The following is a 12,670-nucleotide window of genomic DNA, read 5'->3' as shown; positions in this document are numbered from 1 at the left end:
TTTATCCGTGACGCAGGATATCGGCCGTCGAGTCGAGGCCTTCCAGGGTGCCAACGGCCACCAGCAGGTCGCCGGTGTGAAGGACGACGTCGGGTCCCGGCGAGGGAAGCACCTCGCCTTCACGCATGATGGCCACAATCGAAACGCCGCAGCGGGTGCGGATGCAGGCCTTCCCCATAGGCTGGTTCTGGAACGGGGAGTCGGGTGCGATCGAGAATTGCCGCGTGACGATACCGGGAACATCTTTGTGTTCTTCCGTCAGCTTCATGGCAAGGTGCTGCCCGCCCAGGAGGTTTCCGAGGGTTGCAGCCTCGTCCCCGGTCAGGGGAATCGAAGCCTGGCAGGTATCGGGATCGTCCCAGGTGGAGACAATAAGCTCCGTCTGGCCTTCCCGCAGCTCCACAACGCCGATACGGCGACCGGAGGCTGTCATAAAATCCTTCCGCCGGCCGAGGCCCGGAAGGTCCGTCTCATCCACGTTCATGAGTTAAGCCTAGTCTGCCGCGACCCGCTTGGGGCTGGCCCGGGGATTTCCGCAGGACCGTCAGCGGCCTCTTAGTCGTAGACCCGCAGGCTGCTCACGCCGGTGCCGCCGGGAAAGCCGGGAACCGCGGCAGGTGTGTTCACCGGCCTGCCCTGGCCGCAGACGCACCGGCCAGAACGCCGCGCGCGGCCGTGGCCAGTGTTTCAGCCCGGCCTGCGTCCGAGTCACCGTCCGCGATGACCACCCCGTACCGGTAGCGCAACGTGGAGCCGGCAGGAAACAGGACTTCCTGGCTGAAGAAGGGCGCCGGGCCCATGCAGGCGAACGGCTCGGACCGGGCAAACCACTCCGGCTGGGGGTGGACGCTTAGCGGGTCGTCGACCATAACAACGGTGGAGAAGCGGCAGGTTTCATCGTGCTGGCCCACGAACGACAGCCACGGGGAACGCCGGCCGCGAAGCTCCTCGCCCGACGCCCCGCCCGGGCCGATGATCGCTCCGCCGGTGAAGGACCTGGGCCCGCGCCAGAACAGCCCGCCGTAACCGGCGTTGTCCCGCCCCTCGGTGGTGGGAGACCCGATGTGGATGTCCTCCCCGGAGACATTGGTCATCGCTGAGTCGAAGACCAGGGTGTAGCTGGCGTCTTCGCCCGGCACTACCTGGAAGGTCCGTTCCTCCTCAACCACGCGGGACCCCGCCTGCGTGATCCACTGCAGCGTGTGGGCGAAACTGAACCTGCCGTCGTCGTCCGCTGCCTGGCGAACCTCGCCATGCCGCATGGCACCGTTGTTGGGCAGCCACTGATAGTCCTGGCCGCGGCGGTAGCTGGGCCCGCCCCAGAAGTTGTCCGGCCCGAGGTGCGGCAGCGACCACGCAATGCCCTTGTGCCACACGTGGTCGTGCGGGCGGTAGGCGCTGACGAGGTCGCCGGCGCGCGTCCGGACCGGATGGAAATAGGGCCGGGGTGACTCCGCCTGGGGATCGTCTGCGGCGTAGGTATAGGTCAGGACGGGCGCGCCGTCCAGGGAGACTGTTACGGCGGCGCCGTCATCAACCCAGCTGAAGGGACTGGCGGAGGATGCGGGGGTGTTGCTCATGCGTGGCTCTTCGCCCATCTTCGCCGCAAATGCTGCGGGGCGGCCTGCGTCTATGTCCACGGCGGCGGCGAACCCTGCGCCCGCGGATTCGGGGGCTTCTGCGTGGGCGTGGACAATGCCGCCCTTGCCGAAGATTCCTGCGCGCGGGCGGTTCGGGGCCTGCTCCATCGGTGGGGCTCCTCGTCATTGAAAGGATTCAAGAATTCGATCCCCACTAGTATGTGAGCGACATCAGGGGCGGGTCAACACCTTGTAGTGATGGTCCGCGGGCAGGACGACTACTGATCGGGGCCGGTTCCTGGTGCGGGAAGCCTCAGGCCGCGGGAATGACAGCGATGGGGGCCCGGTCCGGTGATTTGACCGGCAGCAGCACCAGCAGCCCGGCCAGGAGCACCACCATAATTCCCAGGATGCCCCACCGCTGGGCCTCTCCCGGCGCCACCAGCGGGGTGGCAAAGGTGATGCAGAGCGTAAAGAGCGCGGGCGCCAGGAAACTGACGGCCCGGCCCGTGGTGGCGTAGAGCCCGAACAGTTCGCCCGATTCACCGTGCGGGGCAAGGCGCGCCAGGTAGGCGCGGGACGAGGACTGGGCAGGCCCCACAAAAAGGCAGAGGAACAAACCGAACACCCAGAAGGTGGTGCTGCCGGGCCACTCCATGCCGAAGAAGACGTAATCGCCGTTGCCCAGGACCAGGATGGCGGTGCCGGCGGTCAGCAGGCCCACCAGGGCGCCGATGATCACGGCCTTGGGTCCGATCCGGTCATCGAGGAATCCGCCCAAGATGGCACCCACGGCGGCCACCACATTGCCGAAGATCGCGAAGAAGATGACCTGGGACAGTTCGAAGCCGAAGGTGCCCGCGGCGATGATGCCGCCGAAGGTGAAGACAGCTGCCAGGCCATCGCGGAAGACGGCGCTTGCCAGCAGGAAGTAGATGGTGTGCGGGCTGGTGGCGTAGATCGCCTTGATCCGGCGGATCAGGAGCCCGTAGCTGGCCAGGATTCCCAGCCGGCGCGCCTGCGGTGCCTTTGGCAGTTCCGGCACCGCGAACAGCACGGGCAGGGCGAAGACGAAGAACCACAGAGCCGAGAAGACTGCCACCAGCCGGATGTTCAGGCTGTTCCCGGTGGACGCCCCGAACCAGTCAAAGCTGGGCTGGACGAAAAGCTGCAGGACGATCAGCAGCGCGACAATACCGCCCAGGTACCCCGCCCCCCAGCCCAGCCCGCTGACCTTCCCGATGTTCCGCGGTGTGGAGATCTGCGCAAGCATGGCGTTGTAGTTGACGCCCGCGAACTCGAAGAACACATTGCCCAGTGCGATCAGGGACACCCCCAGCAGGAGGAACTCAGGCCTGGGGAAGACAAAGAAGCACAACGCGGTCAGGACGGCGACGGCGGCCGTGTTGACTCCCAGCCACAGTTTGCGTCGCCCGCCCGCGTCGGAGCGCTGGCCGGTGACCGGAGCCAGCAGGGCGATGGCGAAGCCGGCAACGGCAAGCGCCCCGCCCAGGACCGCGGAGGCACGGTCTTCCCCTCCGAAGGCGTTGGAGGTGAGGTACACGGTGAACACAAACGTGGTCATCACAGCGTTGAAAGCCGCCGACCCCCAGTCCCAGGATGCCCAGGCCAGTACTCTGCCCTTGCTGGTTGCCTGATTCCCGGATGCAAGTTCCGAGGACGGTTGCGTGGCCCCGGGAGCGCTGGCGCTGTTCATACGATGCATCGTATCCGCCCGTGGCGAACAGGCAGCGGACCTGGCGCCCGCGACGCCGGGGAAAGCGGCCGGAGGATACAGCACGCCGGAGAAAACGGCAGCAGAGCCTTGATAAACTAGGCACTCCCGAACCTGACGAATGACCGCCTGCCCTAACTTTTGACAATCGAATCCCTGACGTTGCGGAGAAAACAGTGATCACAGTCCTTGCCGTGCACTTTACGGTGGCTGTGGTGGCGCCGTTCCTGTTCAGGGCCTGGGGCCGCAACGCTTTCTATGCACTGGCAGCTGTTCCCGCACTCTCCTTCATCTGGCTCCTGTTCCAGCACGGCCCCGTCTACTCGGACAGCGGGGCGGTGGCGGAAGTGGTCCCCTGGGTTCCGGGCCTCCAGCTCGAGTTCGCCTTCCGGATGGATGCCCTGGCGTGGGTCATGTCCCTGCTGGTGCTCGGTGTCGGCTCGCTGGTCCTCATTTACTGCGCACGGTACTTCAAACGCAAGGACCAGGACCTCGGCGCGTTCGGTGCCCAGCTCCTGGCCTTCGCCGGGGCAATGTTCGGCCTGGTGGTGGCCGACGACCTCCTGCTGCTGTTTATCTTCTGGGAACTCACCACCATCCTGTCCTACCTCCTGATCGGGTTCGCCCGGACCAGGCTGGCGGCACGGCGGTCGGCACTCCAGGCTTTGATGGTCACCACCGCGGGCGGCCTGGCCATGCTGGTGGGCCTGATCATGCTGGGCTACGCGGCCGACACCTACCGCATCTCTGACATCCTCCAGCAGGCGCCCGCGCTCATGGGCGGGCCTTCGGGCGCCATGGTGAGCGCCGCCGTCGTACTCATCCTGGTTGGTGCCATCACGAAGTCGGCGCTGGTCCCGTTCCATTTCTGGCTCCCGGGGGCCATGGCGGCGCCCACTCCGGTCAGCGCCTACCTGCACGCCGCGGCGATGGTCAAAGCGGGCATTTACCTCGTTGCGCGGCTGGCGCCGGGCTTCTCCGAGACGTCCTTCTGGCAGCCGGTGGTGCTGGGCCTGGGGCTGGCGACGATGCTTGTGGGCGGCTACCGGGCACTGCGGCAGACCGACATCAAGCTCATCCTTGCCTACGGCACAGTGAGCCAGCTGGGCTTTCTCACCATGGTGGTGGGGCTCGGCACACCGGACGCCGCCCTCGCGGGCCTGGCGATGCTGTTGGCCCACGGCCTGTTCAAGGCCACCCTCTTCCTGGTGGTGGGCATCATCGACCACCAGTCCGGCACCCGTGATGTCCGCAAGCTTTCAGGGATTTTCCGGTCCTCCCGCGCCTTGGGGATTGTCGCGGGCATCGGTGCCGCGTCCATGGCGGGCGTTCCCTTCCTGGGCGGATTCGTGGCCAAGGAATCGGTGCTGGAGGCGTTCGTCCACCACGCAGGCAACCCCGACGCCGGTCCCTGGGGGATAGTGGTCCTGGCGGGCCTGGTCCTGGGCTCCATCCTGACCTTCGCGTACAGCGCCCGCTTTATGTGGGGCGCTTTCGCCGTCAAAGCCGGGGTGGAGCGCACGCCCTTCAAGGCCATCAAGCCCTCCTTCCTCGCGGCGCCGGCCATCCTCAGCCTCCTGACCATTGCCTACGGGCTCTGGCCGGTCCCCGTGGATGCCTGGGTCCAGCCCTACGCGGCCCTGTTCGCTTCTTCCGCTCCCGACGCCGGCACCCCCGCCGAGCAGGCAGGCCACCTGGCACTGTGGCATGGCTTCACTCCCGCGCTTGGACTGACGGCCCTCACCTTCGCGCTTGGCTTGGCGATGTACTTTGGCCGCAACGCGGTGTCGCGCGTCCAGTCCGTGGTGCCGGCGTGGGTGGACGCGGACAAGGCCTACCAGTACACCGTTGGCGCACTGGATGACGTGGCCGTGTGGGTCACCGGCCGCACGCAGCGCGGTTCGCTGTACTACTACCTGGCTGTCATCCTCAGCGTTGCGTTTGTGCTGCCGCTGGCGGCAATCCTGCTGGCGGGCAAGCCGCTTCCGGAGGGTATCTACCTCGTGGATCCCGGTTCCCCGCTTCAGCTCGTGGTGGGCGCGGGCATCGTGATCGGCGCCCTGGCCGCGGTCAAGGCCAACAAGCGGTTCCTTGCGGTCCTGATGGTTTCCGTCACCGGCTATGGCATAGCGCTGATGTTCGCGCTGCAGGGCGCTCCGGACCTGGCCCTGACCCAGATGCTGGTGGAAACCATCGTCCTGGTGGCCTTCGTCCTGGCGCTGCGCAGCCTGCCGCCTGAACTCCGCGACCGCACCGGCGGCAAATACCGGGTGGTGCGGGTCATCATCGGCCTGTGCTTCGGCGTCACCATGGTTTTCGCGGCGATCTACGCCATGGGCGCCAGGACTGCCATCCCGGTCTCGCTGGAGTTTCCGCGGCTCGCCTATGAGGGCGGCGGGGGATTGAACATCGTCAACGTGACGCTTGTGGACATCCGGGCCTGGGACACGTTCGGCGAAATTACCGTCCTTGCCCTTGCCGCCACTGGTGTGGCAAGCCTGATCTTCGTCCGTGGACGCGGCGACCGGATCAAGAACTCCGCCACCGTTGCCGCGGGCACCGTGGGCCGCTACCGGGCCGTCAACCCGAGCACGCGGGACGCCGCCGCGCTCGCCGTCAGCCGGAAGTTCGCTTCGGCAGCCCGGGACGCGTGGATTGTGGCGGGCCGGACCCTTGCCCCGGAACGCCGCTCCATCATCTTCGAAGTGGTGACCCGGCTGATCTTCCACTCCATGATCATTTTCTCGCTGTACCTCCTGCTGGCCGGCCACAACCTTCCCGGCGGAGGTTTCGCCGGCGGCCTCACCGCAGGCCTTGCCCTGACCATCCGCTACCTTGCCGGCGGGCGGTTCGAACTCAGCGAGGCCACACCGGTGAGCGCCGGTGCCCTTCTGGGCGTGGGGCTGGCTGTTGCCGCAACCTCGGGTGTGGCGCCGCTGCTGCTGGGCGGCCAAGTGTTCCAGACGGCCATCATTGAGCTCTGGCTGCCGGTGTTCGGTGATATTAAGTTCGTGACCTCAACCATCTTTGATATCGGCGTGTACATCGTGGTGGTGGGCCTGGTGCTTGACGTCCTGCGCAGCCTCGGCGCCGAGATCGACGAGCACCTGGAAGAGCGGTCCGCCGCTCCGGCCGGCGCTTTCACCGACGACGAAGACGGCTTCGCCGGTGACGCATCAGTACCGGGTGCGGCCGCCAGCGCCAGGGAGTCCCAGGGCTTCTCCGCTGAGACAACCGCAAAGGGCCAAGCATGAGCGTGAACCTGACACTGCTGATTGTTATGGGTGCCCTGTACGCCTGCGGAATCTACCTGATCCTGGAACGCAGCCTCACCCGGGTGCTGCTGGGACTGATGCTTCTGGCCAATGCCACCAACCTGCTGATCCTGGCAACCGGCGGCTACTCCGGGCTTGCCCCGCTGTATTCAAAGGAAATTGCGGCGCAGGACTACAACGATCCGTTGCCCCAGGCGCTGATCCTGACGTCCATCGTTATTTCCTTTGCGGTGACGGCGTTTATGCTCGGCATCATCTACCGCACATGGGTACTGGCCCGCCAGGATGAGATCCAGGACGACGTGGAAGACCTTCGTGTGGCGGAAACGCCAAGCTTCGACGCCGAGGACGACGCCGTCATACCAGCCGAGACCTCCGAGTTCCCGGCGGCGACGGTTATGGCAGGCGGCCGCGAAATGCCCGCCGAAGACGCAGCCGCAGAAGAAAAGCCCGGCTCCAACAATGTGGCCCCAGGCCCGGAAGGAGTCGGAAAGTGAACATTGCAAGCTTTGCCCCGCTCGCCGTCGTACTTCCCATCCTGGGCGCCGCCCTGACCTTCCTGCTGATCCGGCACTCACGGGCGCAGCGGGCGGTCAGCATTGCGCTGCTGTCCCTCACGCTCCTGCTGGAATGCTTCCTGCTTGCCTCGGTGTGGGACGGCGGGACTGCCGCCGTGACCATCGGCGGCTGGCTGCCGCCGTGGGGCATCGTGATGGTGGTGGACCAGTTCTCCTCCCTGATGCTGGTGGTCTCCTCCGCAGTGAGCCTCGCCGTGCTGGTGTACGCCACCGGGCAGGGCATGGCCGACGGAGACCAGGACGCGCCGGTCTCGATCTTCCACCCCACGTACCTGATCCTGGTGGCGGGGGTTTCCAACGCCTTCCTCTCCGGTGACCTCTTCAACCTTTACGTAGGCTTCGAGATCCTGCTGACGGCAAGCTATGTCCTGATGACCCTCGGCGGTACCGGGCCGAGGATCCGGGCGGGCGTCACCTATGTGGTGGTCTCCGTGGTGTCGTCGGTGCTGTTCCTGATCTCCATCGCCATGGTTTACGGAGCCACGGGAACCGTCAACATGGCCGACCTTGCCATCAAACTCGGGGAGCTGGACCAAGGCACCAAGACTCTCCTGCACGTGATGCTGCTGGTGGCGTTCGGCATCAAGGCGGCCGTGTTCCCGCTCTCCTTCTGGCTGCCTGACTCGTACCCCACCGCGCCCGCCCCTGTCACCGCCGTGTTCGCTGGCCTGCTCACCAAGGTGGGCGTCTACGCCATGGTGCGGACCGAGACCCTCCTCTTCCCGGGGGACACCCTCAACACACCCCTGATGGTGGCCGCGCTGTTGACCATGGTGGTGGGAATCCTTGGCGCACTGGCCCAGAACGACATCAAACGTCTGCTCTCATTCACACTGGTCAGCCACATCGGTTACATGGTGTTCGGACTGGCCATGTCCTCCACGGCAGGCCTGGGGGCCGCCGTCTTTTACGTGGCGCACCACATCACCATCCAGACCAGCCTCTTCCTGGTGACGGGCCTGATCGAACGCCGCGGCGGCAGCTCGTCGGTGGACCGCCTGGGCGGCCTCGCCAAGCTCTCGCCGCTGCTGGCGCTGCTGTTCTTCGTTCCCGCCATGAACCTGGCCGGCATCCCGCCGTTCTCCGGCTTCCTGGGGAAGGTGGGGCTGATGCAGGCCGGCATCGAACTGGGGACGCCGCTGGCCTACGCCCTGGTGATTGGCGGGGTCCTCACCAGCCTCCTGACGCTGCTTGCCATTGCCAGGGTCTGGAACCGTGCCTTCTGGCGCAGCCCCGCCGACGCCGAACATCCGGATCCCGTCCTGCTGGCCCCGCCGTTGGCGCGAGTGGCCGGCCCGGGTGCCAAGCGGAATACCGTGACACTCCTGCCGCGCACCATGGTGGGTTCCACGCTGGGACTGGTGGTTCTCGGCGTCGCGCTCACAGTCTTCGCCGGTCCATTGTTTACGGTTTCCGACCAGGCCGCCGAGGACATGCTGGACAGGTCCTCCTATATCCAGGCCGTCCTGGGTGAGGACACCGTTGTCCCCATGGTCCTGACGTCCGGAGGAGGAAAATGAGCCGCCGGCGGATCTCCCTGCGCCAGGAGTTACCCCTCCTGGTGTGGCTGGTCATTGTGTGGGGTGCCCTCTGGCAGGACTTCAGCCCCGGAAATCTCCTGTTCGGTGCACTGCTGGCCGTTGCCGTTGCCAGGTTGTTCTACCTGCCCCCGGTGGAACTCAGCGGCCGTTTCAACATCCTTTACGCCGTTCCCTTCGCCCTCGTGTTCCTGGCCAAGGTGGTGGTTGCCAGCGCCCAGGTCCTGTACCTGGCAGTGGTGCGCGGGCCCAGGGTGAGGAACGCCGTGGTGGCCGTGACGCTGCGTAGCCACCAGGACCTGCTGGTCACGGCAACCGGGCACGTGATTTCGCTGATCCCGGGATCGCTGGTGGTTGAGGTGGACAGGTCCACGTCAACCCTCTACCTGCACGCCCTGAACATCAGCTCCGCGGAGGACGTTGAAAGCCTGAAGAAAGAGGTGCGCTCCATCGAAGCCGGACTGATCAGGATCATGGGCACCAAGGAAGAACTCGACGCCGTCCGGATGGAGGCGGCCGCATGATGCAGACAGTCCTGGTCCTTACCGCCGTGATCTTCTCAGTTGCTGCGGGCGGTGCCATCATCAGGATCGCCCGCGGGCCCTCGTTGCTGGACCGTGTACTCGCAGCTGACGTCCTGCTGGCGATCCTGGGCGGCGCACTATGCGTGGACATGGCGGTAAACCGGCACCTGAACAACCTGATGCTGGTGGTGGCCATCTCCATCATCGGTTTCCTGGGGTCCGTCACTGTTGCCCGTTTTGTGGCAGACCGAAGGGAGGTGCCAGGTGAGTCCTGACGCTACCGCCATGGATTTCTGGATCGACCTTGTGTCCGCCGTGTTTATGGTGGTGGGGGCCGTTATGTCGCTGGGGGCCGCGATCGGCCTGCTGCGCTTCCCGGACCTCCTGAGCCGTATGCATGCGGCCACCAAGCCGCAGGTGCTGGGGCTTTTCCTTTTGTTGGCAGCCATCGGACTGCAGATGCGCACCTGGTGGGTGTGGCCCGTGCTGGTGGTCGCCTGGATTTTCCAGCTGTTGACTGTGCCGGTGTCCGCGCACATGGTGGGCAGGGCGGGTTACCGCACCAAGCACTTGCACCGCGAGCTGCTGACGTCCGACGAGTTGGAGGCAGTAGTACAAAAAGCCGCCGCCAAAACCGCCCGTGAGGACGATTCCGGCGACGGCCCTACGAAGTAGCCGCTAAGTGGTCCCGGCAGGTCAGACGATGTCCTTGCTCTTCGCGAACCGGGTGATGGCCCGCTGGGTGCCGCGGTTGGCCAGGACCTGGATGATGGTGCTTACCGAGGCCGAGATCAGCGCGAACGTCAGCGCGGACTGAAGGCTGGTGGGGATGTCCTCGTCCTTGCCGGTGGGCGGCTTCCGTCCGGTGGTCTTTTCCCAGATGGTGTTGACCAGCTTGGTCCCGACGAAGCCGGCGCCGAGGCTCACACCGGTGCCGAGCAGCTTGATGAAGAGGTTCATTCTTAGTACTCCTTGCGGGCGGAAAACGGGCTGACTTCAGCCTAGCGGCATCCCGGCCGGGAGCCGGAGCGGCAGGCCCTCTGGTTCGCTGTGGGCGTTGTGTCCGGGAAGTGTGCTGCTCAGCCCGCCGGCGGTTCCGTCCGAAACTTGATCATCTTGTGCGTGCCGTCGCAGTAGGGCTTGATAGCCGACGCGCCACAGCGGCACAGGGCTACGGTCTGGCGCTGGCGGGGGACCGGGTCCCCGGAAGGCGTCACGATTTCGAAGTCGCCCCGGACAATCAGTGGCCCGTCGGGGCACACCACGATCGAGCTTTCGGCGGGTTCTTGGTTCATGGCTGCTCCTGGCGGGGGTTGTGGGCGGGAGTCTGTACGTTCGGTTGGCGAAGGACGGCGATTTTCCCGGAGTGCCTGCGCTGGAGTTCGGACTGCGGGTGCGCAGCGGCTTTGAGTCGGGACCCCATGTAGGGCATGCCCCCCGTGAGGCGGAAAGCCAGTGCGATCCAAATGCAGACCGCCCGTTCCAATGCCCACAGCGGGGCGCACCACACTGCGCGGAGGGGGAAGAAAAAGTTACCGTGGTGCCGCCGTCGCCCGACTCCTGCCATGATGACCGGTGCCGCCGCCAGTCCCAGCAGGGCCGGCCCGCGGTACCTCGCGGGAAGGCAAGAGGCTGCGGCGAATACCGGAAGAAGGGAAAGTTCCGTGGCGAGGCGGCGGGGCTCCGCGAAGTCGTCGTATGCCTGCCGGATACGTTGCTTGAGGAAATGCCGGAACGCGGGCGGCCTGCGGGCAACGAACAGGCCCGGGAGGATCTTCTCCCGGCCGCCGGCCGCCTTGACCGTCCGGATCAGCTCCAGGTTCTCGAACAGCACCGGATCGTAGCCGCCGGTGGCCAACAGGGCGCTCCGGCGCACGGCTAGAGTACCCGGGAAGTCCGCAGACCAGGCCCGGTTGATCAGGGTCCTGGACGTATCCCACCAGGCGTGCCAGGGCAGGGGGTCGAAATAGTTCTGCGGCCGCACAACGTCCGCTGACTCAAGGTGAGCAATGATGGCGGTGAGCGATTCGCACGTGTAGCGCACGTCGTCGTCCGCTATCACCAGCAGCTCTGCCATGGAGGAGCGGACGCCGGTCATCACCCCGGCCACCTTGCCGTTGCCTCTGGCGTTGGAGCCGTCGCTGCCGCCCGGCTCCGGACGGAGGTGACGGACGGCAGCCGGGAAAGCGGCCCGATGCCGCTCGAACAGCTCCGGGCTGGAGCCGTCAACCACGGTGACAGGTATCCAGCCGGAGAGGAGTTCGAGGTAGGCGGCGAGGTCCGGCAGTTCCGAATCCCCGGTCCAGCGCAGCGGCAGGATGTACTCTGCGGACCGCCCGATGGCTGTAGTGCTCACGCTGCTGCCGGCACTGCCGCCCTCAGCGAGCTCTCTCCGTTTTCCCAGCAGGTCAAAAGGTGCGCCGAAAGCCTGCCATCGATCGCCATCACAGCAGTCGCCCCGAAGAGGACGTCCCCGAGCAGTCCGGGTTCGGCCTCCACGAGTCCTCCTGCGAGGTCGCGGCCGGCGATCTGCTCGTGGACGGCGTCGGCTTCCACGTGCTCGTCAAAGTAGTGGGTGACCTCGGCGTCGAAGCCGTGCCGGCGGAAGCCGTTGCCGTACAGGCGGTTGGGCTGGGAAGAGGTCATCTCGTAGATGGCCAGGTGGCCGGTGATGGCGCCGCGGAGCCGCCGGTTGAGCCCGAACAGTGACATCATATTTACCGCGGCCAGGGACACGGCCGGTACCGCGTCGAGGTAGGCGCCGTAGTGGTCGTCCATTCCCAAGCCCCGCATGGTGCGGGCGAACAGCGCGCTGTGCATGCGTTCCGGACGTCCGCCGCCGTACTCATCGGCCTGGATCTCCACCAGTGCAGCCTTAGGCCTGCCGGCGAGCCGAGGGATGGCCCAGGTGTGCGGGTCCGCTTCCTTGAGCTGGTAGACGGACTTGTGGACCAGGAACTCCTTGAGCTGATCCAGGGTCGCCTTCTTGGCGACGTACCTGGACACGCTGGGTCCGGTATCGGTGGCGGCAAGGCCGAACAGGACGTCGGCGACGGCATCACTGGTCATCTTTGCCGCAGGTGGCAGGTCCAGCTCCCCGGCTGCTGATTGGGCAGCTGCCCGCAGCGCTTCTTCGAATGGCCTTTCGAGCAGGCGGCGGACGTGGATCAGGCCCGGCTCCCATTCCCACTCGTCCCCGACGCCTTCGAGGCCGGAGTAATGAAGCTCGTAGAGGCAGAAAAGTGCCAGCTGGACGTCGTCGTCCCCAATGATGTCGGTAGTTGCACCCAGGTGCGGCGCAACATGCCGGCGCAATTCCTCGACGCCCGCGGCGGCGTCGTCTGTCCCGGCTGTAACTGCCAGGGCACTGAACAGGGCGGTGCTGATGGGACCTCTGGGTTCCGGGATCTTCATGATGCTCCTTCGGGCGGCTGCGGCGC

General features: G+C 66.0%; 13 protein-coding genes. 6 read left to right on the top strand and 7 right to left on the bottom strand.

Translation table 11 applies throughout. The features are described from left to right. Nucleotide 1 precedes the first annotated feature (1 nt). The 3 genes from ACFVYC_RS05870 to ACFVYC_RS05860 form a co-directional block, all read right to left on the bottom strand. Nucleotides 2-484 carry a cation:proton antiporter regulatory subunit gene (locus ACFVYC_RS05870; RefSeq protein WP_387547832.1) on the bottom strand — a complete coding sequence of 161 codons (483 nt, stop codon included), beginning with the start codon at nt 482-484 and terminating at the stop codon, nt 2-4. A 139-nt stretch (nt 485-623) separates the two neighbouring features. Beyond that, entirely contained in the window at nt 624-1,748 is a 1,125-nt protein-coding gene (locus ACFVYC_RS05865) for a PmoA family protein (protein WP_387547830.1), read from the bottom strand. Between the two features lie 145 nt (nt 1,749-1,893). Further along, on the bottom strand, nt 1,894-3,297 hold the full coding sequence (locus ACFVYC_RS05860) for an MFS transporter (protein ID WP_387547827.1): 1,404 nt from the start codon (nt 3,295-3,297) through the stop codon (nt 1,894-1,896). Between the two features lie 194 nt (nt 3,298-3,491). Between ACFVYC_RS05860 and ACFVYC_RS05855 the strand changes: the two genes are divergently transcribed. From ACFVYC_RS05855 to mnhG, 6 genes are read left to right on the top strand one after another with little or no spacing between them, the layout of a single operon-like run. Beyond that, on the top strand, nt 3,492-6,569 hold the full coding sequence (locus ACFVYC_RS05855; RefSeq protein ID WP_387547825.1) for a Na+/H+ antiporter subunit A: 3,078 nt from the start codon (nt 3,492-3,494) through the stop codon (nt 6,567-6,569). Continuing rightward, nucleotides 6,566-7,087: a Na(+)/H(+) antiporter subunit C gene (locus tag ACFVYC_RS05850; RefSeq protein WP_387547822.1), complete on the top strand. Its 522-nt coding sequence runs from the start codon at nt 6,566-6,568 to the stop codon at nt 7,085-7,087. The genes ACFVYC_RS05855 and ACFVYC_RS05850 overlap by 4 nt, the downstream gene beginning before the upstream one ends. After that, entirely contained in the window at nt 7,084-8,688 is a 1,605-nt protein-coding gene (locus ACFVYC_RS05845; protein WP_387547819.1) for a Na+/H+ antiporter subunit D, read from the top strand. The genes ACFVYC_RS05850 and ACFVYC_RS05845 overlap by 4 nt, the downstream gene beginning before the upstream one ends. Then, a complete protein-coding gene (locus ACFVYC_RS05840) occupies nt 8,685-9,230 on the top strand; it encodes a Na+/H+ antiporter subunit E (RefSeq protein ID WP_387547816.1) in 546 nt (181 codons plus the stop codon). The genes ACFVYC_RS05845 and ACFVYC_RS05840 overlap by 4 nt, the downstream gene beginning before the upstream one ends. After that, on the top strand, nt 9,227-9,505 hold the full coding sequence (locus ACFVYC_RS05835) for a monovalent cation/H+ antiporter complex subunit F (protein WP_387547814.1): 279 nt from the start codon (nt 9,227-9,229) through the stop codon (nt 9,503-9,505). Before ACFVYC_RS05840 ends, ACFVYC_RS05835 begins: the two co-directional genes overlap by 4 nt. Further along, nucleotides 9,495-9,905: a monovalent cation/H(+) antiporter subunit G gene (gene mnhG / locus ACFVYC_RS05830; protein ID WP_387547811.1), complete on the top strand. Its 411-nt coding sequence runs from the start codon at nt 9,495-9,497 to the stop codon at nt 9,903-9,905. The genes ACFVYC_RS05835 and mnhG overlap by 11 nt, the downstream gene beginning before the upstream one ends. A gap of 21 nt (nt 9,906-9,926) precedes the next feature. Here mnhG and ACFVYC_RS05825 read toward each other — a convergent pair whose 3' ends face one another. From ACFVYC_RS05825 to ACFVYC_RS05810, 4 genes are all read right to left on the bottom strand, one after another. Next, nucleotides 9,927-10,190, bottom strand: coding sequence for a DUF4235 domain-containing protein (locus ACFVYC_RS05825; RefSeq protein WP_387547808.1), 264 nt, complete (start codon nt 10,188-10,190; stop codon nt 9,927-9,929). 119 nt (nt 10,191-10,309) lie between these two features. After that, nucleotides 10,310-10,525, bottom strand: a complete 216-nt coding sequence (locus tag ACFVYC_RS05820; RefSeq protein ID WP_159829550.1) for a CDGSH iron-sulfur domain-containing protein — start codon at nt 10,523-10,525, stop codon at nt 10,310-10,312. After that, a complete protein-coding gene (locus ACFVYC_RS05815) occupies nt 10,522-11,586 on the bottom strand; it encodes a glycosyltransferase (RefSeq protein WP_387547805.1) in 1,065 nt (354 codons plus the stop codon). Before ACFVYC_RS05815 ends, ACFVYC_RS05820 begins: the two co-directional genes overlap by 4 nt. Beyond that, on the bottom strand, nt 11,583-12,644 hold the full coding sequence (locus ACFVYC_RS05810) for an iron-containing redox enzyme family protein (RefSeq protein WP_387547802.1): 1,062 nt from the start codon (nt 12,642-12,644) through the stop codon (nt 11,583-11,585). Before ACFVYC_RS05810 ends, ACFVYC_RS05815 begins: the two co-directional genes overlap by 4 nt. Nucleotides 12,645-12,670 lie beyond the last annotated feature (26 nt).

Origin of the sequence: Pseudarthrobacter sp. NPDC058329 (genome assembly GCF_042879835.1) — a bacterium.
Lineage (GTDB): Bacteria > Actinomycetota > Actinomycetes > Actinomycetales > Micrococcaceae > Arthrobacter.
This window is presented reverse-complemented; position numbering and strand designations above follow the sequence as displayed.